The following is a 20,915-nucleotide window of genomic DNA, read 5'->3' on the forward strand; positions in this document are numbered from 1 at the left end:
CCCAATGACGGGGGCTTTTGTCAAGGAAAGGCGCGAATTCTCCACCTGTGGGACCGGCTTCGCGGCAAATGTGGGATTTTTGCACAGCCCACAGACTGTACGCCTGCTATGCGCAAAGATATCAACTGACCAGCAGGCTGTAACAAACTGTTCTTATTGGAAGTTTCTGGGATTTCCACAGAAACCGCTCGGATTGACCGAATATCTGTCCAGACTCTGGATAAGTTCTGAAGAACCCTGTAATCCACATGACCCACAGGGCCTACATCCATCATCATCTTTTCTTTTATAAAGAATTTTATTTAGAAGTAGCCTGCGGCAAGCGAGGGACCCATGACCGACATCCTGTCCGACTACTACCTTTGGGTGAAAAGCTTTCACGTGATGTCCGTGCTCGCCTGGATGGCCGGGTTGTTCTACCTGCCACGGCTTTACGTCTATCATGTCGAGGGGCTGAAAAAGCAGGGCGTGGAGCGGGACTCGGACATGGATCTGCTGTTCCGTCATCAGGAGCGGTTGCTGCTCAAGGCGATCATGAACCCTTCGCTGATCGCGAGCTGGCTGTTCGGCCTGATGCTGGTCTTCACGCCTGGGATCGTCGATTGGGGCAGCGTCTGGCCGTGGACCAAGGCGGCCTCGATCCTGGGTATGACCTGGTTCCATATGTGGTGCGCGCGGCAACGCAAGGCGCTGGCCGATGGCTCAAACACGCTCACCGGCCGCCAGTACCGCATGATGAACGAGGTTCCGACGCTATTCATGGTGGTGATCGTCATCTCGGTGATCGTCAAATTCTGAGCATTCGTTGACTCAACGGGCCTTAGCGCGTAAATGCGGGGCAAGCCCCGGCCGTCCGGCCGATCGGTTCTTCGGAATATTTCTCTGATTTGCGCGCCGGCCCCGCCGGTGCTGGCACCGTTACAAGGTGGGATTCCCCATGAGCACTGAACGTTTGAACCTCTCTGACCTGAAGGCGAAAAGCCCGAAGGACCTGCTGGCCATGGCCGAGGAATGGGAGATCGAAAACGCCTCGACCATGCGCAAGGGCGAGATGATGTTCTCGATCCTGAAAGAACATGCCGAGGACGATATCGTGATCGGCGGCGATGGCGTGCTTGAAGTGCTTCAGGACGGCTTCGGCTTCCTGCGCTCGCCCGAGGCGAACTACCTTCCCGGCCCCGATGACATCTATGTCTCGCCCGAGATGATCCGTCATTTCAGCCTGCGCACCGGGGATACGGTCGAGGGCATCATCCGCGCCCCCGGCGAGAATGAGCGTTACTTCGCCCTTACCGGCGTCGAGCAGATCAACTTCGAAGACCCGGAGCGCGCGCGCCACAAGGTCGCCTTCGACAACCTCACGCCGCTCTATCCCGATGAGCGCCTGAAGATGGAAATCGAGGATCCGACGATCAAGGATCGCTCCGCCCGGATCATCGACCTGGTGGCCCCGATCGGGAAGGGGCAGCGTTCGCTGATCGTGGCGCCGCCGCGCACCGGTAAGACGGTGCTGCTGCAAAACATCGCCCACTCGATCGAGAAGAACCACCCCGAGTGCTACCTGATCGTTCTGCTGATCGACGAACGCCCCGAAGAAGTCACCGACATGCAGCGCTCGGTGAAAGGGGAGGTGATCTCGTCGACCTTCGACGAACCGGCGACGCGCCACGTGGCTGTGGCCGAGATGGTCATCGAGAAAGCCAAGCGCCTGGTCGAGCATAAACGAGATGTTGTGATCTTGCTTGACTCGATCACAAGACTTGGTCGTGCCTATAACACTGTCGTGCCGAGCTCGGGCAAGGTTCTGACCGGTGGTGTGGACGCCAACGCCCTGCAACGCCCGAAGCGTTTCTTTGGTGCGGCGCGGAATATCGAAGAGGGCGGCTCGCTCACCATCATCGCCACCGCGCTGATCGATACCGGATCGCGCATGGACGAGGTGATCTTCGAAGAATTCAAAGGCACGGGTAACTCGGAGATCGTGCTCGACCGCAAAGTGGCCGACAAGCGCGTCTTCCCGGCGATGGATATCCTCAAGTCCGGCACCCGGAAGGAAGACCTGCTGGTCGATCAGAAGGATCTGCAAAAGACCTACCTGTTGCGCCGTATCCTCAACCCGATGGGCACCACGGATGCGATCGAGTTCCTGATTTCGAAGCTCAAGCAGACCAAGACCAACGGCGAATTCTTCGAGTCGATGAACGGCTGACGCCCGGAGGGGCTCATGGACACGATCTTTGCTCTGGCCACCGCCCGCGGCAAGGCGGGGGTGGCCGTCATTCGTATTTCCGGCCCGCGCGCCTGGATCGCGGCCGAAGCGCTGGCGGGCAACCTGCCCGAACCGCGCGTGGCGGGGCTGCGCCGGTTGCGTCTGGGGGCGGAAGACCTCGACGAGGCGGTTGTGCTGTGCTTCCGGGGCGGCGCGAGCTTCACCGGCGAGGACGTGGCCGAGCTGCATATCCACGGCGCTATCGCCACGGTGGCGGCGGTCTTGCAGGCGCTTGGCCGGATCGACGGGCTGCGACTGGCTGAGCCGGGTGAGTTCACGCGCCGTGCGCTGGAAAACGGGCGGTTGGATCTGGCGCAGGTCGAAGGGCTTGCTGATCTGATCGACGCCGAGACCGAAGCGCAACGCAAGCAGGCGCTACGGGTTCTGTCGGGCGCTGTGGGGCAGGTTGTCGATCAATGGCGGTCCAAGCTGGTGCGCGCCGCCGCGCTGATCGAGGCGACCATCGACTTTGCCGATGAAGAGGTGCCCGTCGATGTTTCGCCCGAAGTGCTCGATCTGATCGGGGGCGTCGCGCAGGACATTCGCCGCGAGTTGGGGCGGCTGTCGGCGGCGGAGCGGATTCGCGAGGGGTTCGAGGTTGCCATCGTCGGCAATCCGAACGCGGGCAAATCCACGCTGCTCAACGCGCTGGCGGGGCGCGAGGCGGCGATCACCTCGGAAATCGCGGGCACGACGCGCGACGTGATCGAGGTTCGGATGGATCTGGCCGGGCTCGCGGTAACGCTGCTCGATACCGCGGGGTTGCGCGAAACCGAGGATGTGGTCGAGGCCATCGGTGTGCGCCGCGCATTGGAGCGCGCCGGACAATGCGATCTGCGGATATTCCTGCTTGATCAGGATGAAATCCCGCTGATCCAGCCGCAGGACGGCGATCTGATCGTGCATGGCAAGGCCGATCTGCACCCGACCGAGGGGCTGTCGATCTCGGGCAAGACCGGGAAGGGGTTGGATCGGCTGATTGCCGAGATCACCGCGCGGCTTTCAGAACGCGCCAGCGGCGCGGGCGTCATGTCGCGGGAACGGCATCGTGATGCGCTGATCCGCGCTATTGGGGCTTTGGAATCGGCGCAAGATGAGGTATTGCGCGGGGGCGAGCGGGCCGAGCTTGCGGCCGAAGGACTGCGGCAGGCGGCACGGGCGCTCGAATCGCTGTTGGGGCGGGTGGATGTTGAACACCTGCTTGACGAGATCTTCGCCAGCTTTTGCATCGGCAAGTAGGAGTGTTTCACGTGAAACATTTTGATGTCATCGTTGTCGGGGGCGGTCACGCCGGAACCGAGGCCGCCCATGCCGCGGCCCGCATGGGTGCGCGCACCGCACTGGTGACGCTGCGCGCCGATGCGATTGGTGTGATGTCCTGCAACCCGGCGATCGGCGGCTTGGGTAAGGGCCATCTGGTGCGCGAGATCGACGCGATGGATGGCGTCATGGGCCGCGCGGCCGATATGGCTGGCATCCAGTTCCGCCTGTTGAACCGCCGCAAGGGCCCTGCGGTGCAAGGCCCCCGCACGCAGGCGGACCGCAAGCTTTATCGTCTGGCGATGCAAGGCCTTACGGCCGAGCAGGCGAACCTTGAGGTGATCGAGGGCGAGGCCGCCAGTTTCATGACCGCGGGCGGCCGGATTACTGGCGTGCGCCTGGCCGATGGGGCTGAGCTTCCGGCGAAAGCGGTGGTGCTGACCACCGGCACCTTCCTGCGTGGGTTGATCCATATTGGCGATCAGAAACAGCCGGGCGGTCGGATGGGCGACAAGCCCTCGATCTCGCTCGCCGACAACTTGCGCGATTTGGGGATCGAGACGGGGCGCTTGAAAACCGGCACGCCGCCGCGTCTGGATGGCCGCACCATCAAGTGGGAGCTGTTGGATATGCAGCCGGGCGACGATGAGCCCGAGCTGTTTTCTTTCCTGCACCGCGCGCCTTTCGTAAGGCAGATTTCCTGTGGGATCACGCACACGAATGAGCAGACGCATCAGATTATCCGCGACAACCTTTCGCGCTCGGCCATGTATGGCGGGCATATCGAGGGGGTGGGGCCGCGCTATTGCCCCTCGATCGAGGACAAGATCGTGCGCTTCGCCGACAAGACCTCGCACCAGATCTTCCTAGAGCCCGAAGGGCTGGACGATCACACCGTCTATCCGAACGGGATTTCGACCTCGCTGCCCGTCGATGTGCAGGAGGATTATGTCCGCTCGATCTACGCTCTGGAGGATGTGAAGATCCTCCAGCCCGGTTACGCGATCGAATATGATTACGTCGATCCGCGCTCTCTGACGCAAAGTCTGGAGCTGCGGAGCCAGCCCGGCCTGTTCCTGGCCGGGCAGATCAACGGCACGACCGGTTATGAAGAGGCCGCCGCGCAGGGTTTGGTCGCCGGCCTGAACGCCGCGCGGGTGGCGGTAGGGCAGGAGCCTGTGCAGTTCAGCCGCACCAACAGCTATATCGGTGTCATGATCGACGATCTGACGACGCGCGGCGTGACTGAACCCTATCGCATGTTCACCTCGCGCGCCGAATTCCGCCTGTCGTTGCGGGCGGATAATGCCGACCAACGCCTCACGGGCTTCGGCCTCGATCTTGGCTGTGTGGGTGAAACCCGCCAGATAGCCTTCGAGAGCAAGATGGAGCAGCTGGCCTCGGGCCGCGCGCTGATGGAGGCGCTGACGCTGACGCCGCGCGAAGCGGCGGCGCACGGTTTTGCCGTCAATCAGGATGGGGCGCGGCGCAGCGCCTTTGCGCTCTTGTCCTTCCCGGATATCGCCCTGCCGGATCTGGAGCGGATTTTCCCTGATCTGTCGGCGCTGGCCCCGGAAATCTCGGCGCAGCTGGCTAAGGATGCGCTCTATGCGAATTACGTCGCGCGGCAAGAGCGCGACGTTGAGGCCATGAAGCGCGACGAGAATTGGGAGATCCCGGCGGATTTCGATTACGCGGCGATGTCCGGCCTGTCGAATGAGTTGAAGCTGAAACTGTCGCGCGCTCGTCCGCAGACGCTCGGGCAGGCGGCGCGGGTGGACAGCGTGACTCCGGCCGCGCTGACGCTGATCTTGGCCAAGTTGCGCCAGATGAAGCGGATGAAAACTGCATGAACGATCCGAAGGAAGCCCGGCTTGCCGCGGTGCTCGATGTTTCACGTGAAACATTCGACCGCCTGAACGCCTATGAGGCGCTGCTGAAAAAGTGGAACCCGGCGATCAACCTGGTTTCCGCGCCGACCCTCGCACAGGTGTGGGAGCGCCATTTCCTCGATTCCGCTCAGGTTTTCGCGCTGGCAATGCCGCATGCCGGGCATTGGGTAGACCTGGGCAGCGGTGGCGGCTTTCCGGGGCTTGTGATTGCAGCCATCGCGGCGGAGCTGGCGCCCGATCTGACTGTGACGCTGGTCGAAAGCGACCGGCGCAAATCGGCTTTCCTTGCTACGGTTTCGCGCGATCTCGGGCTGAATACCCAGGTGATTGCGAAGCGAATCGAGCAGGTTGAGCCCCTTGGCGCCGATTTCCTGAGCGCCCGCGCCCTGGCCTCGCTTGATGCACTTTTGGGCTTTGCCGAGCGGCACCTGCGGCCTTCTGGCACCGCTTTCTTCCCGAAGGGCGCGAAGTGGCGCGATGAGCTTGCCGAGGCCCGGAAAAGCTGGTCCATTTCCCTCAAAACCCATCCGAGCATGACCGATCCCGAAGCCGCGATTCTCGAGATCACAGGAGTTCAGCGTGTCTGATCCGACCCGTCCGCCAGGGCCGAAAATCATTGCCGTCGCGAACCAGAAGGGGGGCGTGGGCAAGACCACCACAACGATCAACCTCGCCGCCGCCCTTGCCGAACAGGGCTTTCGCGTGTTGCTCGTCGATCTCGATCCGCAGGGGAATGCCTCGACCGGGCTTGGGATTGAGCCCGAGGATCGCAAGCACAGCACCTATGACCTGCTGCTCGACGATGCACGGCTCAAGGATGTGATCTTGCCGACGGCGGTGGCGGGGCTGTGGATCAGCCCGGCGAACAGCGACCTGTCTTCGGCGGATATGGAGCTTGTCTCACTCGAAAAACGCAGCTTCTTGCTGCATGACGCGCTGCGTCAGCCGGATATCGACGCCTTCGCCTTCGATTACGTGCTGATCGACTGCCCGCCCTCGCTCAGCCTGCTGACGGTCAACGCGATGGTTGCTGCGCATTCGGTGCTCGTGCCGCTTCAGGCCGAATTCTTCGCGCTGGAAGGGCTTTCGCAGCTGATGCTGACGATCCGCGAAGTGCGCCAAAGCGCCAATCGCTTGCTGAGGATCGAGGGTGTTATCCTCACGATGTATGATGTTCGCAACAACCTGTCACAACAGGTTGAGGCAGATGCCCGCGCGACCCTGGGCGAAATCGTGTTCCGCACGATGATTCCGCGCAATGTGCGCGTGTCCGAAGCGCCGTCTTACGCGCTGCCGGTTTTGCAATACGACACCGCCTCGCGTGGGTCCGAGGCCTATCGCGCGCTTGCGAATGAACTGATCGCGCGTCACCTTGTGGCAGATAAGAAGGGGTGAGGATATGAGCGACAAGAAAATCGAACGCCGGGGATTGGGGCGCGGGCTGTCCGCCCTGATGGCCGACGTGAACCTGACGCGCTCCGAGCCCGAAGCCGCGCCGCGCCGCGCCGAGAACGTCATTCCGGTCGAGAAGATCGAACCCAATCCTGATCAGCCGCGCCGCGATTTCTCGCCCGAGGCGCTGGAGGAGCTGGCGGCCTCGATCCGTGAAAAAGGCGTGATTCAGCCGCTTCTGGTGCGCCCGCATCCGCGCAAGCCGGGGTCTTACGAGATTATCGCCGGCGAGCGCCGCTGGCGCGCGGCGCAGATGGCCCAGGTGCATGAACTGCCGGTAGTTGTCCGCGAACTCGACGACACCGAGGTTCTTGAGGTCGCGATCATCGAAAACATCCAGCGCGCCGATCTGAACCCGCTGGAAGAGGCGCTTGGTTACCGTCAGCTGATGGACCGCTTTGGCCATACGCAGGAGAAGGTGGCTGAGGCGCTCTCGAAAAGCCGCAGCCATATCGCGAACCTGCTGCGTCTGTTGCAACTGCCCGACGAGGTGCAGGGAATGCTGCGCGAAGGGCGGCTGACGGCCGGCCATGCGCGCGCGATGATCACCGCGCCCGATCCGGTCAAGCTGGCGCGGGAGGCGGTCGAGAAAGGCCTGTCCGTGCGCGAGGTGGAGCGCCTAGCGAAGCAGGACGCGCCGAAACCTGGCCGCGCTTCGGGCGGCGGTTCGGGCGGACGCGCGCCTGAGAAAGACGCTGATACGCGGGCGCTGGAATCGGATCTTTCCGCAACACTTGGTATGCGGGTCAATATTGATCACAAGGGAGAGGAGGGCGGCCAGCTCTCAATCCAGTACCGCGATCTTGATGAGCTGGATCAGATTTGCCAGCTTCTCAGCGCATTGCGCTAAGCCCTAGCCGTTCGGACGCGTCCAGATGAACAGGGTGACGCCCGCGAGCGCGATGGTCTGAATCGTCAGAACCTTCGTCGGAAAGCCCAGAACGACCGCGAGGATCAGGCTTGCGACGATGGAGATCGTCGCGGCCCATTTGCCGCGCGCGGAAATCGCTCCCCGATCGCGCCAGTCTGCGATGGCAGGGCCGAACTTCGGGTGTTCGAGCATCCAGTCGTGCAGGCGTTCGGACGAACGCGCAAAGCAGAAGGCCGCAAGCAGCACGAAGGGAACCGTGGGCAGCAGCGGCAGGAAGACCCCCAGCAGCCCAAGCCCAAGGCTGATTGATCCCGCGATGAGCCAGAGCACACGCATCAGGGCATCAACTCCCGAATGACGGCGTTCAGCACGGCACGGCCTTCCTTGGTGACCAGAATTCGACCCTGTTCCAGCGTAATCATGCCGATTTCTTGCAGCGCGGCCAGCTTCGCCGCATCCAGATCCTGCCCGCTCAAGGCGCGATAGCGCGCGGGGTCGATCCCTTCAGCAAGGCGTAGCCCGAACAGCAGAAATTCGATTGCCTGTTCATCGAAAGGCAACGCTTCGCGCAGGGTCTCGCCCGAGCCGCGCTCTTCGACCAGCGAGAGCCAGCGGGCGGGCATCTTCTCGGTGTCGGTGGCGTGGCGCTGGCCGTTCAGCGTCAGGCGGCCATGCGCGCCGGGGCCGATGCCGACATAGTCGCCGTAGTGCCAGTAAATCAGGTTATGGCGGCTTTCCGCGCCGGGGCGAGCGTGGTTCGACACTTCATAGGCCGGCAGGCCAGCCGCCTCGCAAATCTCTTGCGTGCGCAGATACATATCGGCGGCTTTGTCGTCATCGGGCAGGCCACGCAGCTTGCCCGCCGCGTGGCGCAGACCGAAGGCGGTGCCATCCTCGATCGTCAGTTGGTAGATCGAGAAGTGATCGACCGCCATGGCCAGCGCCTCGCGCAATTCGGCCTCCCAGGCGGTCAGATCCTGATCCTGGCGGGCATAGATCAGGTCAAAACTGACGCGGGCAAAGTGCTTGCGGGCGATGTTAAAGGCTGCGCGCCCCTCGGCCACGCTATGCATCCGCCCGAGCCGCCGCAGATCGTCGTCATTGAGCGCTTGCATCCCCATCGAGACGCGATTGACCCCCGCCTCAGCATAAGCGCTGAAGCGGCCGGATTCGATGCTGGTGGGGTTGGCCTCCAGCGTGATCTCGACATCATTGGCCAGGCGCCATGTCGCGCGCACCTTGTCGAGGATGTCCGAGACCAGCTGCGGCTCCATCAGCGACGGCGTACCGCCGCCGAAAAAGACCGAGTTCAACACTCGGTCCCCGGTCTGCGCCCCGGCGCGCTCGATCTCGGCCAAAAAGGCTCTGTTCCAGCGGTTTTGGTCGATTTCCGCGGCCACATGGCTGTTGAAATCGCAATAGGGACACTTTGAGGCGCAAAACGGCCAGTGCAGGTACAGCCCGAACCCGCCGTTGCGCCAGTCTTCGGTCATCCCTTGAACGCCGTGACTTCGATTTCGATCTTCATCGCCGGATTCACCAGCCCCGCGATGATCATCGTGGCGGCGGGGCGGATCTCGCCGAAGGTCTCCGAAAGCGCGGGGATGATTTCTTCCATATAGGCGCCGTCGGTGATGATGTAGGTGGCGCGCACCACGTCATTGAGCGAGAAACCCGCACCCTCGAGCACCGATTTGATCGTGGCGAGCGTGTTGCGCGCCTGATCGAGCACGCTGTCGGGGAAGGTCTTGGTGACCGGATCGACGCCGGTGGTGCCAGCGACAAAGCACCAGTCGCCCTGAACAACGGCGCGGGAATAGCCGAGTTTCGGTTCATAGGGCGATCCGCCCGAGATGTTCTTGCGTTGGCTCATGTCAGACCTCGAAACAGGTAGTAAGTTTGCGGAAAGCGTCAGCGCGGTGGCTGATTTCGTTTTTCTTCGCCGGGTCCATCTCGGCAAAGGTGATCTCATGCCCCTCAGGCTGGAACATTGGGTCATAGCCATGGCCCTGCTGGCCGCGCATCGGCCAGACCAGCTGGCCCTCGGCCTTGCCCTCGAAAACCTCGTCATGGCCATCGGGCCAGGCGAGAACGAGGGTCGAGCGGAACCGCGCCGTGCGGGGAGGGGGCGCGGATTTTGCCTCGCATTCGGCCCAGGTGCGCGTCATCGCCTGCACGAAATCGCGCCCGTTCGGGGTTTCGGCCCAATCGGCGGTATAGACACCCGGCGCGCCATCCAGCGCATCAACCTCGATCCCGCTGTCATCCGACAGGGCGGGAAGGCCGGTTGCCTCTGCCGCCGCGTGGGCCTTGATCCGGGCATTGCCGACAAAGGTCGTCTCGGTCTCGGCGGGTTCGGGCAGGTTCATCTCACCCGCGCCGACGACCTCGATGCCATAGGGTGCCAACAGGGCGCGCATCTCGTCGAGCTTGCCCTTGTTATGCGTCGCCACCAGCAGCTTGCGGTCGGTGAACTTTCTCATGCGACGGCGGCCTTTTGCGCTGCAACCAGCGCGTCGATGCCGGCCTCGGCCAGATCCATCAGCTGGTTCATCTGATCGCGCGAGAAGGTGGCGCCTTCGGCCGACATCTGCACCTCGATCAGCTTGCGCGATCCGGTCATGATGAAGTTGCCATCGGTGCCGGCCTCGCTGTCCTCGGCATAATCCAGATCGCAAACCGGTTGACCGGCGTAGATCCCGCAGGACACCGCCGCGACGTGATCGACCAGCGGGTCCGAGGTGATCAACCCGGCCTTCAAGAGCTTGTTCACCGCAAGGCGCAGCGCAACCCAACCCCCGGTGATCGAGGCGCAGCGCGTGCCGCCATCGGCCTGGATCACATCGCAATCGACGACGATCTGACGCTCGCCCAGGGCCACGCGATCAACGCCCGCGCGCAGCGACCGGCCGATCAGGCGCTGGATTTCCTGAGTGCGGCCCGATTGCTTGCCCGCCGCCGCCTCGCGCCGGTTGCGCGAGTTCGTGGCGCGCGGCAGCATCCCGTATTCGGCGGTGACCCAGCCAAGGCCCGACCCCTTGAGGAAGGAGGGCGCGCGGTCCTCGATCGTGGCGGTGCACAGAACATGCGTGTCGCCCACCTTGATCAGGCACGATCCTTCGGCATGTTTGGTCACGCCGGTCTCGATTGAAATCGGGCGCATTTCGCTTAAATTCCGTCCGGAGGGGCGCATGATCGGTCCTTTCGTGTGTTTCGTCCCATTTGAGGCCCCCGGCCTCGCGATGCAAGCCCCGAAGGCGTGATTGACGCGGCCCCGCTGGCAGCCTTTACTCTGCACCTATGAGCCCGCAGATGACCGAACAGACGAAACTGTTGACCGAGTTGAACGACCGCTCGCGCGAGGTGTTTCGTCGTGTGGTGGAAAGCTATCTGGAAACCGGCGATCCGGTGGGCTCGCGCAGCCTGACCCGAACGATGAGCGAGAAGCTCTCGGCGGCGACGATCCGCAACGTGATGCAGGATCTCGAGTATCTCGGCCTTCTGGGCAGCCCGCATGTCTCGGCGGGCCGGATCCCGACGCAGACGGGGCTGCGGATGTTCGTCGATGGGCTGATGGAGATCAGCGAGCCTGCCGCCTCGGACCGCGCGGCGATCGAGGCGACGGTCGGCGGCGATCCCGATGTGGGCACGCTTCTGGATCGGGTGGGCTCGGCGCTATCGGGCATCACCCATGGCGCGAGCCTTGTGCTGACACCCAAGCACGAAGCGCCGATCCGGCATATCGAGTTCGTCTCGCTTGGTGCCGAAAGGGCACTCGTGGTGCTGGTCTTTGCCGATGGGCAGGTCGAGAACCGGGTGTTCACGCCGCCGATGGGTCAGACGCCCTCCTCGATGCGGGAGGCCGCGAACTTTCTTAATGCCATGGCCGAGGGGCGCACCCTGTCAGAGCTGCGTGAGCATATCGCGCGTCAGATCGTTCTGCGCCGGCAGGAGCTGGACCGGCTGGCCGCCGATCTGGTCGAGGCAGGGCTGGCGCAATGGGAAAACAAGGGCGAATCCTACGAGCGGCTGATCGTGCGCGGGCGTGCCAACCTGTTGGGGGATGAGCTGGACCTCGAGCGCGTGCGCAGCCTCTTTGATGACCTGGAGCGCAAGCGCGACATCGCCGAGTTCCTCGATCTGGCCGAAACCGGCGATGGTGTGCGCATTTTTATCGGCTCCGAGAACAAGCTTTTTTCACTTTCGGGTTCCTCTTTGGTCGTCTCTCCCTATATGAACGCGGATCGAAAGATCATCGGCGCGGTCGGGGTCATTGGACCTACGCGGCTCAATTACGGGCGGATCGTGCCGATCGTGGATTATACAGCGCAACTGGTCGGGCGTATGCTCTCCGGCCGGGGCAAAGGATGAGACGCATGAGCGAGAAGAAAGACGAAATGGCCGAGGATCAGGCGCAGGTCGAGGAAGTGTTCGAGGATGTTCTCGAAGAGGCCGTGGATGAGCTGGAAGCGCTGCGGGCTGAACGCGATGAGATGCGCGACCGCTTCATGCGCGCGCTGGCCGATGCGGAAAACTCGCGCAAGCGGGCCGATCGCGATCGTCGCGAGGCCGAGAACTATGGCGGCTCGAAGCTGGCGCGCGACATGCTGCCGGTGTTCGATGCGCTCAAGCGCGCGCTCGATGCGGCATCGGACGAGGTGCGGGCGCAGGCCGCGGCCCTGATCGAGGGCGTGGAGCTGACGCAGCGCGAGTTGCTGAACGTGTTCGGCCGCCATGGTGTGAAAGCGATTTCGCCCAAGGTCGGCGACAAGTTCGACCCGCTGCTGCACGAGGCGATGTTCGAGGCGCCGGTTCCGGGGACCGTTGCTGGCGATATCATCCAGGTGATGGATGACGGCTTCCAGCTGCATGATCGCTTGCTGCGACCGGCCAAGGTCGGCGTTTCCTCGACGCCGAAGAGCTGATGGAGAGGCCGGGGGCTTTGCGCCCCCGGACCCCCGCAAGGTATTTGTCCCAAGAAGAAATCAGTCCTTGAGCAGGGCGCGGAGCGCGTAGAGCGCATCCATGGCCTCGCGCGGGGTCATCTCATCTGGATGGAGCGCGCGCAGCTGTTCCTCGACCGGCGATGGGCCTCTCGCCGGGGCTGGTGGCGGGGCCGCGGCCGAGAAGAGCGGCAAATCGTCGATCATCATCTGTTTTTTTGCGCCACCCTCGCGTTCGCCTTTTTCCAGCGCGTCGAGCACGACGCGCGCGCGGGCGACCACCGAATCCGGGAGGCCCGCGAGGCGTGCGACCTGAACGCCGTAGGAGCGGTCGGCGGCGCCCTTGCGGACCTCATGCAGGAAGATGACCTCGCCCTCCCATTCCTTGACGGTGACGGTGGCGTTTTCGACGCCGTGCAGCTTGGCTGATAGTGCGGTCATCTCGTGGTAATGGGTGGCGAAAAGGGCGCGGCAACGATTGACGCCGTGCAAATGCTCCATCACCGCCCAGGCGATCGAGAGGCCGTCATAGGTGGCGGTGCCGCGGCCGATCTCGTCGAGGATGACAAGGGCGCGATCATCGGCTTGATTGAGGATGGCGGCGGTTTCGACCATCTCGACCATGAAGGTCGAGCGGCCGCGCGCGAGGTCATCTGCGGCGCCGACGCGGCTGAAAAGTTGGCTGACAAGGCCGATATGGGCGCGGCGCGCGGGCACGAAGCTGCCCGCCTGAGCAAGAAGCGCGATGATCGCGTTTTGCCGCAGGAAGGTCGACTTACCAGCCATGTTGGGGCCGGTGAGCAGCCAGATTGCCGGGGTTTCGCCGCTGGTCAGGCCGCAATCGTTGGCGATGAAGGGCTCGCCTGCGCGTTTGAGCGAGGCCTCGACAACCGGGTGGCGGCCGCCCTCGATCTCGAAGGCGCGGGAGTTGTCAACCGTGGGTTCGACCCAGTCCTCGCCCGCGGCAAGGTCGGCGAAGGCGGTCGCAAGGTCGATCTCGGCCAGCGCGCGGGAGGCTTCGCCAATCGGGCCGGAATGGGCAAGAATGGCGCCTTTCAGGCTGTCATAGAGCCGCTTTTCGATCTCGAGCGCGTGGTTCCCGGCGTTCAGGATGCGGGTTTCCAGCTCGCTCAGCGCAACCGTGGTGAAGCGCACCTGATTGGCCGTGGTCTGGCGGTGGATGAAGCTTTCGTTGAGCGGCGGGGCGAGCATCTTATCGGCATGGGTTGCGGTGACCTCGATAAAGTAGCCCAGCACGTTGTTGTGTTTGATCTTGAGGCTCGGGATGCCAGCCTCGTCGCTATATTGCGCCTGCATTCGGGCGACGACGCTCCGACCCTCGTCGCGCAGCTGCCGGGTCTGGTCGAGCTCGTCGTCATAGCCCGGCGCGATGAAGCCGCCGTCGCGTGCCAGCAGGGGCGGCTCGGCCACCAGCGCGGCATCGAGCAGCGCCACGAGGTCGTCATGTCCGACGAGCGCACTGGCCGCGTCGCGCAAAAGCGCGGGGGCTTCGGAGTTCTCAAGCCGCTCGGCCAGCGTCAATGCCTGGCCCAGACCATTGCGAATGGCCGCCATATCGCGCGGGCCGCCGCGATCCATGGCAAGGCGCGAAAGCGCGCGGTCCATATCGGGGCAGCGGCGCAGATCGGCGCGCAAATCTTGCGCAAATCGACCCTGTTCCAGCAGAAAAGAGATTGAAGCATGGCGCGCATATATCTGATCGAGGTCGCGCGAGGGGGCAGAGATGCGACGCTCCAACAGACGCCCGCCGCCTGCGGTTACCGTGCGGTCGATGGTGGTCAGCAGCGATCCTTCACGCCCGCCCGACAGGGCTTGCGTCAGTTCCAGATTGCGACGGGTAGCGGTGTCGATCTGCATCAGGCGCCCGGCATCCTCGCGCACCGGGCGGCGCAGCAGCGGCAGTTTCCCGCGTTGCGTCAGGTCGAGATAATCGACGATCGCGCCCATGGCCGAAACTTCGGCGCGCGTGAAGGTGCCGAAGGCCTCAAGCGACCCCACCGCGAAAAGATCGCACAACCGCTTTTCGGCACCCTGGCTGTCAAAGCTTGAGCGCGCCAGCGGAGTCATCGAGGCGCGCAAATCAGAGACTATTTCAGCGCAATCGGCCTCTTTGGTGTCGCTGACCAGAACCTCGCGCGGGCTGAGGCGAGCGAGTTCGGGGCCAAGACGGGTCAGCGGGCAGGGCATGACGCGGAAATCGCCGGTCGAGATATCCACCCAAGCCAGCGCGCCTTCATCGCGCACCTCGGCCCAGGCGGCGAGGAAGTTGTGGCGGCGGGCTTCGAGCAGGCTTTCCTCGGTCAGGGTGCCGGGGGTGACCAGCCGCACGACGTCGCGCTTGACCACGGATTTGGAGCCACGCTTCTTCGCCTCGGCCGGATCTTCAAGCTGCTCGGCGATGGCCACGCGGAAACCCTTGCGGATCAGGGTCAGCAGATAGCCCTCGGCCGCGTGAACCGGCACACCGCACATCGGGATCTCTTCGCCCAGATGCATCCCGCGCTTGGTCAGTGCGATATCGAGCGCCGCCGCCGCCGCGACGGCATCGTCGAAGAACATCTCGTAAAAATCGCCCATCCGGTAAAACAGAAGCGCGCCGGGGTTCGCCTCGCGGATCGAGAGATACTGCGCCATCATGGGCGTGACGGTTTGCTCGGACATTCTTCCCCCTGCCTTTGCGCAGACCCTACAAAACGGCGAAAACCTCTGCAAATCCATTGAGACGCGCGGGGCAAATCGTTAAGAGAGGCTGGCCTGCAGGAGGATTGGCCCAATGTCCACCAAGAACCGTATCACGCCCGAAGAGGCGCTGGCTTATCACCTCGACCCGCGTCCGGGGAAATATGAGATCACGGCCTCGAAGCCGATGACCACCCAGCGGGATCTGAGCCTGGCCTATAGCCCCGGCGTCGCGGTTCCGGTCGAAGCCATCGCCGAGCGCCCCGAGACCGCCTATGACTACACGGTCAAGGGCAACATGGTCGCGGTCGTGTCGAACGGCACGGCGATCTTGGGGCTTGGCAACCTTGGTGCGCTGGCCTCCAAGCCGGTGATGGAGGGCAAGGCGGTTCTCTTCAAGCGCTTCGCGGATGTGAACGCGATCGATATCGAGCTTGATACCGAGAACCCCGATGAAATCATCCAGGCCGTCAAGCTGATGGGCCCGACCTTCGGCGGTATCAACCTTGAAGACATCAAGGCGCCCGAATGCTTCATCATCGAGCAGCGCCTGAAGGAAACCATGGACATCCCGGTGTTCCATGACGACCAGCACGGCACCGCCGTGATCTGCGCCGCGGGCCTGATCAACGCGCTCGAAATCTCTGGCAAGAAGATCGAGGACTGCAAGATCGTTCTGAACGGCGCGGGTGCTGCCGGCATCGCCTGTCTTGAACTGGTCAAGGCCATGGGCGCGCGGCACGACAATTGCATCATGTGCGACACCAAGGGCGTGATCTATCAGGGCCGCACCGAGGGCATGAACCAGTGGAAATCGGCCCATGCCGCCAATACCGAGGCGCGCACGCTGGAAGAGGCAATGGTGGGCGCCGACGTCTTCCTGGGCGTTTCGGCCAAGGGTGCAGTGACGCAGGATATGGTCGCCTCGATGGCCGATAACCCGGTCATTTTTGCCATGGCAAACCCCGATCCGGAGATCACCCCCGAAGAAGCCCATGAGGTACGCGAGGATGCGATCGTCGCCACCGGTCGTTCGGATTACCCCAACCAGGTGAACAACGTTCTGGGCTTCCCCTATCTGTTCCGCGGCGCGCTCGATATCCACGCCCGCGCGATCAACGATGAGATGAAGATCGCCTGCGCCCGCGCGCTGGCCGATCTGGCGCGCGAGGATGTGCCCGACGAGGTCGCGATGGCCTATGGCCGCAAGCTCAGCTTTGGCCGCGACTACATCATTCCCACGCCCTTCGACCCGCGCCTGATCCATGTGATCCCGCCGGCGGTCGCGAAAGCGGGCATGGAGACCGGCGTTGCACGCCGCCCGATCATCGACATGGAAGGCTATGCCCAAAGCCTCAAGGCGCGGATGGACCCGACCGCCTCGATCCTGCAAGGCATCCATGCCCGCGCGCGCCAGGCGCAGGCCAAGATGATCTTTGCCGAGGGCGACGATCCGCGCGTGCTGCGCGCGGCCGTAGCCTATCAGCGCGGCGGCATGGGCCGGGCGCTAGTTGTCGGGCGCGAGCATGACGTGCGTGAAAAGCTTGAGGCCGCCGGTCTGGGCGACGCCTATCGTGAGCTGACCATCGTCAACTCGGCGAACTCGAAGCATATCGAGACCTACAAGGAATTCCTCTACAAGCGCCTGCAGCGTCGCGGCTTTGACCGGCACGATGCGCATAAGCTGGCGATGCGCGACCGGCATGTGTTTGCCGCGCTGATGCTGGCACATGGCCATGGCGACGGGATGATCACCGGCGTGACGCGCAAGTCTGCCCATGTGCTCGAACTGATCAACAAGGTCTTCGACGCGAAGCCCTCGGACGGTGCGGTTGGGATCACGGCGCTGCTCAGCAAGGGCCGTATCGTGCTGATCGGCGATACGCTGGTGCATGAGTGGCCGAGCGAGAACGACCTGGCCGATATCGCCACCCGTGGCGCACAGGTTGCCCGCGCTCTGGGGCTTGAGCCGCGCGTGGCCTTCGTCTCCTTCTCGACCTTCGGCTATCCGGTCTCCGAGCGCGCTTCGAAAATGCACGAGGCGCCGCGGATCTTGGATTCGCGCGGGGTCGATTTCGAATACGATGGCGAAATGGCGGTGGATGTGGCGCTCAACCCCGAGGCCATGGCGCAATACCCGTTCTGCCGCCTGTCGGGTCCGGCCAACGTGCTGGTGGTTCCGGCGCGGCACTCGGCCTCGATCTCGGTCAAGCTGATGCAGGAAATGGGTGGCGCGACCGTGATCGGCCCGATCCTGACCGGTGTTCCGGCACCGTTGCAGATCTGCTCGACCGTTTCGACGGTGAACGACATCCTGAACATGGCGGTCATCGCGGCCTGTCGCCTGGGTCAGTCCAAGTAAGCGATTTCCGGGGGTTTACCGCCCCCGGCGCCCTGTGGATAGTTGCGCAAGCAACGGGAGGGCGCCATGGCGATCTACAATCTCGGCTCGATCAACGCAGATCACTTCTACCGGCTGGCGCATTTGCCCCAGCCGGGCGAAACGCTGGCTGCGCAATCTTATGCGCTGGGGTTGGGCGGCAAGGGGGCGAATCAATCCGTTGCCGCCGCGCGGGCCGGGGCCGAGGTGCGCCATATCGGTGCCGTGGGTGCAGATGGCCGCTGGATGGCGGCGCGCCTTGCCGGTCTGGGTGTGGATTGCGGCGCGGTTTTCGAACTGGCGGAGCCCTCGGGCCATGCGATCATTCAGGTCGATGAAGCGGGCGAGAATGCAATCGTTCTTTACCCGGGCGCGAACCGCGCGATTGCGGGCGAAGATGTGCGCCGCGCGCTGGCTGGCGTCGGCCCCGAGGACTGGCTGATCTTGCAGAACGAAACATCGGCCCAGGTCGAGGCGGCCCGTTTTGCGCAAGAACAGGGTCTATTTGTGGTCTATTCCGCGGCTCCGTTCGAGGCCGAAGCCGCGCAGGCGGTGATGCGTTACGCCTCGCTCCTGATCCTCAATGAGGTCGAGGCCGGGCAGCTTTGTTCCGCATTGGGTGTGACGCTGGCCGATCTGCCCGTGCCGCATGTTCTGGTCACGCTCGGCTCGCGCGGTGCGGTCTGGCACGATCTGGGCGCGGGGGCCGAGGTGCGCGTGCCCGCCTTCCCGGTCGAGCCGGTCGATACCACGGCGGCGGGGGATACGTTTGCGGGCTATCTTGTCGCCGGACTGGCAGAGGGGCTATCGCCCGCCGCCGCGATGCGCCTTGCCGCCGGGGCTGCGGCGCTGAAAGTGACACGGGCAGGAACGGCCGATGCCATTCCCGCCCGCGATGAGGTTAACGCGTTCCTGGCCGCTCAGCCGAGCGAATAGCCCGTTCCGCGCACGGTGCGCACCGGATCCGAGCCACCAAAGGCCATCAGCGCCTTGCGCAGACGCCCGACATGCACGTCGATCGTGCGGGTATCGACATAGATATCGCGGCCCCAGACCCGGTCGAGCAGCTGATCGCGCGTCCAGACCCGGCCGGGCTTTTCCATCAAGGTGGACAGCAGGCGGAATTCGGTCGGCCCGAGTTTCAACTGCTGGCCGTCGCGAAACACCCGATGTTCGGCCGCATCGAGCAGAATATCCTCGAATTGCAGTCTTTCGCCCATCGTGGCCGGTCGCGTTCGACGTAGCTGAGTGCGCAAACGCGCCATCAGCTCGACTACAGAGTAAGGCTTGACGACATAATCATCCGCCCCGGTTTCGAGGCCGCGCACCCGATCCGCCTCTTCCGAGCGGGCCGAGAGCATGATGATCGGAATCGAGCGCGTTTCCGGGTTGGCCTTGACCCGCCGGCAGATCTCGATTCCGCTGACATTGGGTAGCATCCAGTCCAGAACGATCAGGTCGGGCTTTTCTTCACGCACCATCAAGAGCGCCTCGTCCCCGTTCACCGCCATGGCGACGCGGAAGCCTTCGGCCTCAAGGTTGTACTGCAGAACTTCACGCTGGGCCGATTCATCCTCGACCACCAGCACGCAGGGCTGTTGGGCGGGGCTCATGGCTTAATCCTCCGCTGCATTGAAATCGCTCACGCTCTCGGTTTTCGGGCGCGATTCCTCGGGCAACTGGCCGGTGACCAGATAGATCACCTGCTCGGCGATGGCGGTGGCGTGGTCGCCCATGCGCTCGATGTTCTTGGCGATGAAGTGCAGGTGCATGCAGGCGGTGATGTTGCGCGGATCTTCCAGCATGTAGGTCAGGAATTCGCGGAACAGCGCATTGTACATCTGGTCCACCTCGACGTCGCGGGCGCGCACGTCGGCGGCAAGGGCGGCGTCGCGCTGGATGTAGCTGTCGATCGCGTCCTTGAGCATCGTCTCGACCGCCTGGGCCATGCGCCGGATCGCGCCGGTCGAGCCGTTGATCGCGGGCATCGCCATGACCACCTTGGCGCGTTTGGCGGTATTCTTTGCATGATCGCCGACGCGTTCGAGATTGCCGGCGATCTTGATGACCGTCAGGGCCACGCGCAGATCGCTTGCCGCAGGTGCGCGCAACGCGATCAGGCGTGCGGCATCGACGTTGATGCGTTCTTCAAGCTCGTCGATGGCCTTGTCGCGTTGGCGCACGGCTTCGGCCAGTTCCTCGTCGCGGGTTTCGAGCGCGAGCGCCGAATCAAGGATCTGCGCCTCGACCATGCCGCCCATCTTGACGACAGAGGCCTGAACCGATTCGAGGTCGCGGTCGAAGGCGGTAAGAATATGTTGGCTCATCGTCGTCTCCCGTCAGCCGATCCGGCCGGTGATGTAGCTTTCAGTGCGCGGATCTTTCGGATTGGTGAAGATCTGCGTGGTATCGCCAAGTTCCACCAGGTTGCCCAGGTGGAAGAAGGCGGTGCGCTGGCTGACGCGTGCGGCCTGCTGCATCGAGTGGGTCACGATCACCACCGAGAAATTCCCGCGCAGCTCGTCGATCAGTTCCTCGACCTGGGCCGTCGCGATTGGGTCAAGCGCCGAGCAGGGCTCGTCCATCAAGAGAACCTCGGGCGAGGTCGCCACCGCGCGGGCGATGCACAGGCGCTGCTGCTGGCCGCCCGAAAGCCCGGTGCCGGGCGAGTCGAGACGGTCTTTGACCTCGTTCCAGAGCGCGGCCTTGCGCAGGCTCGATTCCACCACCTCGTCGAGTTCCGCCTTGTTGCGGGTCAGGCCGTGGATCTTCGGGCCATAGGCCACGTTGTCGTAGATCGACTTGGGGAAGGGGTTGGGCTTTTGGAACACCATGCCGACCTTGGCGCGCAGTTGCACCGGATCGACCTTCTTGTCGTAGATATCCTCGCCATCGAGCAGGATGTCGCCCTCGACGCGACAGACGTCGATCGTGTCGTTCATCCGGTTAAGGCAACGCAGGAAGGTTGATTTCCCGCAGCCCGAGGGGCCGATGAAGGCCGTCACGGTCTTGTCGAGAATGTCGATGTTGACGTCCTTGATCGCGTGGGAGGTGCCGTAATAGACCTGCACGTCGCGGGCGGCGAACTTGATTTCAGTGGCCTCCAAGGCTCTCTCCGTCAGTGTCATGTCGTTCATGTCCGTGTTCC

20 protein-coding genes are annotated in these 20,915 nt (G+C 63.5%); 11 read left to right on the top strand and 9 right to left on the bottom strand.

The genetic code is table 11. The features are described 5' to 3' along the window. The first annotated feature begins 333 nt into the window (after positions 1 to 333). The 7 genes from KTQ37_RS08945 to KTQ37_RS08975 all read left to right on the top strand — a co-directional run bounded on the left by KTQ37_RS08945 (position 334) and on the right by KTQ37_RS08975 (position 7,723). Positions 334 to 798, top strand: coding sequence for a CopD family protein (locus tag KTQ37_RS08945; RefSeq protein ID WP_218630161.1), 465 nt, complete (start codon positions 334 to 336; stop codon positions 796 to 798). Positions 799 to 937: 139 nt separating this feature from the next. Next, positions 938 to 2,209: a transcription termination factor Rho gene (gene rho / locus KTQ37_RS08950; protein ID WP_218630162.1), complete on the top strand. Its 1,272-nt coding sequence runs from the start codon at positions 938 to 940 to the stop codon at positions 2,207 to 2,209. A 15-nt stretch (positions 2,210 to 2,224) separates the two neighbouring features. Further along, complete coding sequence (gene mnmE, locus KTQ37_RS08955; protein WP_218630163.1) at positions 2,225 to 3,508, top strand: tRNA uridine-5-carboxymethylaminomethyl(34) synthesis GTPase MnmE; 1,284 nt, start codon at positions 2,225 to 2,227, stop codon at positions 3,506 to 3,508. Positions 3,509 to 3,519: 11 nt separating this feature from the next. Beyond that, complete coding sequence (gene mnmG, locus KTQ37_RS08960) at positions 3,520 to 5,382, top strand: tRNA uridine-5-carboxymethylaminomethyl(34) synthesis enzyme MnmG (RefSeq protein ID WP_218630164.1); 1,863 nt, start codon at positions 3,520 to 3,522, stop codon at positions 5,380 to 5,382. Continuing rightward, a complete protein-coding gene (rsmG, locus tag KTQ37_RS08965; RefSeq protein WP_218630165.1) occupies positions 5,379 to 6,008 on the top strand; it encodes a 16S rRNA (guanine(527)-N(7))-methyltransferase RsmG in 630 nt (209 codons plus the stop codon). The genes mnmG and rsmG overlap by 4 nt, the downstream gene beginning before the upstream one ends. Beyond that, the gene (locus KTQ37_RS08970; RefSeq protein WP_218630166.1) at positions 6,001 to 6,816 is read left to right on the top strand and encodes a ParA family protein; all 816 of its coding nucleotides are present in this window, start codon (positions 6,001 to 6,003) and stop codon (positions 6,814 to 6,816) included. Before rsmG ends, KTQ37_RS08970 begins: the two co-directional genes overlap by 8 nt. 4 nt (positions 6,817 to 6,820) lie before the next feature. Then, entirely contained in the window at positions 6,821 to 7,723 is a 903-nt protein-coding gene (locus KTQ37_RS08975; RefSeq protein WP_218630167.1) for a ParB/RepB/Spo0J family partition protein, read from the top strand. Positions 7,724 to 7,726: 3 nt separating this feature from the next. Here KTQ37_RS08975 and KTQ37_RS08980 read toward each other — a convergent pair whose 3' ends face one another. From KTQ37_RS08980 to rph, 5 genes are read right to left on the bottom strand one after another with little or no spacing between them, the layout of a single operon-like run. After that, the gene (locus KTQ37_RS08980; protein ID WP_218630168.1) at positions 7,727 to 8,080 is read right to left on the bottom strand and encodes a YbaN family protein; all 354 of its coding nucleotides are present in this window, start codon (positions 8,078 to 8,080) and stop codon (positions 7,727 to 7,729) included. After that, positions 8,080 to 9,237, bottom strand: coding sequence for a radical SAM family heme chaperone HemW (hemW, locus tag KTQ37_RS08985; RefSeq protein WP_218630169.1), 1,158 nt, complete (start codon positions 9,235 to 9,237; stop codon positions 8,080 to 8,082). Before hemW ends, KTQ37_RS08980 begins: the two co-directional genes overlap by 1 nt. Next, positions 9,234 to 9,617 carry a RidA family protein gene (locus KTQ37_RS08990; protein ID WP_218630170.1) on the bottom strand — a complete coding sequence of 128 codons (384 nt, stop codon included), beginning with the start codon at positions 9,615 to 9,617 and terminating at the stop codon, positions 9,234 to 9,236. The genes hemW and KTQ37_RS08990 overlap by 4 nt, the downstream gene beginning before the upstream one ends. Before the next feature lies 1 nt (position 9,618). Beyond that, entirely contained in the window at positions 9,619 to 10,227 is a 609-nt protein-coding gene (gene rdgB, locus KTQ37_RS08995) for an RdgB/HAM1 family non-canonical purine NTP pyrophosphatase (RefSeq protein WP_218630171.1), read from the bottom strand. Continuing rightward, on the bottom strand, positions 10,224 to 10,937 hold the full coding sequence (gene rph / locus KTQ37_RS09000; RefSeq protein WP_218630172.1) for a ribonuclease PH: 714 nt from the start codon (positions 10,935 to 10,937) through the stop codon (positions 10,224 to 10,226). Before rph ends, rdgB begins: the two co-directional genes overlap by 4 nt. 119 nt (positions 10,938 to 11,056) lie before the next feature. Here rph and hrcA point away from each other — a divergent pair, with 119 nt between their 5' ends. Further along, positions 11,057 to 12,115 carry a heat-inducible transcriptional repressor HrcA gene (gene hrcA, locus KTQ37_RS09005; RefSeq protein WP_218630173.1) on the top strand — a complete coding sequence of 353 codons (1,059 nt, stop codon included), beginning with the start codon at positions 11,057 to 11,059 and terminating at the stop codon, positions 12,113 to 12,115. 5 nt (positions 12,116 to 12,120) lie between these two features. Next, positions 12,121 to 12,669, top strand: a complete 549-nt coding sequence (locus KTQ37_RS09010) for a nucleotide exchange factor GrpE (RefSeq protein WP_218630174.1) — start codon at positions 12,121 to 12,123, stop codon at positions 12,667 to 12,669. Positions 12,670 to 12,729: 60 nt separating this feature from the next. On the opposite strand, the gene mutS is transcribed toward KTQ37_RS09010, so the two are convergent. Continuing rightward, entirely contained in the window at positions 12,730 to 15,369 is a 2,640-nt protein-coding gene (gene mutS / locus KTQ37_RS09015) for a DNA mismatch repair protein MutS (protein WP_218630175.1), read from the bottom strand. A 112-nt stretch (positions 15,370 to 15,481) separates the two neighbouring features. Between mutS and KTQ37_RS09020 the strand changes: the two genes are divergently transcribed. Both KTQ37_RS09020 and KTQ37_RS09025 read left to right on the top strand, forming a co-directional pair. Then, a complete protein-coding gene (locus tag KTQ37_RS09020) occupies positions 15,482 to 17,749 on the top strand; it encodes an NADP-dependent malic enzyme (RefSeq protein ID WP_218630176.1) in 2,268 nt (755 codons plus the stop codon). 66 nt (positions 17,750 to 17,815) lie between these two features. Continuing rightward, positions 17,816 to 18,703 (top strand): ribokinase, encoded by an 888-nt coding sequence (locus tag KTQ37_RS09025; RefSeq protein ID WP_218630177.1) that lies wholly within the window; start codon positions 17,816 to 17,818, stop codon positions 18,701 to 18,703. Here KTQ37_RS09025 and phoB read toward each other — a convergent pair. The 3 genes from phoB to pstB are packed head-to-tail and all read right to left on the bottom strand — an operon-like array spanning position 18,688 to position 20,904. Beyond that, positions 18,688 to 19,380 (bottom strand): phosphate regulon transcriptional regulator PhoB, encoded by a 693-nt coding sequence (phoB, locus tag KTQ37_RS09030; RefSeq protein ID WP_218630178.1) that lies wholly within the window; start codon positions 19,378 to 19,380, stop codon positions 18,688 to 18,690. The genes KTQ37_RS09025 and phoB overlap by 16 nt on opposite strands. Positions 19,381 to 19,383: 3 nt before the next feature. Further along, positions 19,384 to 20,094 (bottom strand): phosphate signaling complex protein PhoU, encoded by a 711-nt coding sequence (phoU, locus tag KTQ37_RS09035; protein ID WP_218630179.1) that lies wholly within the window; start codon positions 20,092 to 20,094, stop codon positions 19,384 to 19,386. Between the two features lie 12 nt (positions 20,095 to 20,106). After that, entirely contained in the window at positions 20,107 to 20,904 is a 798-nt protein-coding gene (gene pstB / locus KTQ37_RS09040) for a phosphate ABC transporter ATP-binding protein PstB (protein ID WP_218630180.1), read from the bottom strand. Positions 20,905 to 20,915 lie beyond the last annotated feature (11 nt).

Source organism: Sedimentimonas flavescens (genome assembly GCF_019264375.1).
GTDB classification, from domain to species: domain Bacteria; phylum Pseudomonadota; class Alphaproteobacteria; order Rhodobacterales; family Rhodobacteraceae; genus Rhodobacter; species Rhodobacter flavescens.

Coding starts and splice junctions, on each gene's coding strand:
- KTQ37_RS09010 (WP_218630174.1), top strand. CDS start 12,121: ATGAGCGAGAAGAAAGACGAAATGGCCGAGGATCAGGCGCAGGTCGAG.
- rsmG (WP_218630165.1), top strand. CDS start 5,379: ATGAACGATCCGAAGGAAGCCCGGCTTGCCGCGGTGCTCGATGTTTCA.
- hrcA (WP_218630173.1), top strand. CDS start 11,057: ATGACCGAACAGACGAAACTGTTGACCGAGTTGAACGACCGCTCGCGC.
- mutS (WP_218630175.1), bottom strand. CDS start 15,369: ATGTCCGAGCAAACCGTCACGCCCATGATGGCGCAGTATCTCTCGATC.
- hemW (WP_218630169.1), bottom strand. CDS start 9,237: ATGACCGAAGACTGGCGCAACGGCGGGTTCGGGCTGTACCTGCACTGG.
- mnmE (WP_218630163.1), top strand. CDS start 2,225: ATGGACACGATCTTTGCTCTGGCCACCGCCCGCGGCAAGGCGGGGGTG.
- phoU (WP_218630179.1), bottom strand. CDS start 20,094: ATGAGCCAACATATTCTTACCGCCTTCGACCGCGACCTCGAATCGGTT.
- KTQ37_RS08975 (WP_218630167.1), top strand. CDS start 6,821: ATGAGCGACAAGAAAATCGAACGCCGGGGATTGGGGCGCGGGCTGTCC.
- KTQ37_RS09025 (WP_218630177.1), top strand. CDS start 17,816: ATGGCGATCTACAATCTCGGCTCGATCAACGCAGATCACTTCTACCGG.
- phoB (WP_218630178.1), bottom strand. CDS start 19,380: ATGAGCCCCGCCCAACAGCCCTGCGTGCTGGTGGTCGAGGATGAATCG.
- pstB (WP_218630180.1), bottom strand. CDS start 20,904: ATGAACGACATGACACTGACGGAGAGAGCCTTGGAGGCCACTGAAATC.
- KTQ37_RS08980 (WP_218630168.1), bottom strand. CDS start 8,080: ATGCGTGTGCTCTGGCTCATCGCGGGATCAATCAGCCTTGGGCTTGGG.
- KTQ37_RS09020 (WP_218630176.1), top strand. CDS start 15,482: ATGTCCACCAAGAACCGTATCACGCCCGAAGAGGCGCTGGCTTATCAC.
- rph (WP_218630172.1), bottom strand. CDS start 10,937: ATGCGCCCCTCCGGACGGAATTTAAGCGAAATGCGCCCGATTTCAATC.
- KTQ37_RS08945 (WP_218630161.1), top strand. CDS start 334: ATGACCGACATCCTGTCCGACTACTACCTTTGGGTGAAAAGCTTTCAC.
- rho (WP_218630162.1), top strand. CDS start 938: ATGAGCACTGAACGTTTGAACCTCTCTGACCTGAAGGCGAAAAGCCCG.
- KTQ37_RS08990 (WP_218630170.1), bottom strand. CDS start 9,617: ATGAGCCAACGCAAGAACATCTCGGGCGGATCGCCCTATGAACCGAAA.
- rdgB (WP_218630171.1), bottom strand. CDS start 10,227: ATGAGAAAGTTCACCGACCGCAAGCTGCTGGTGGCGACGCATAACAAG.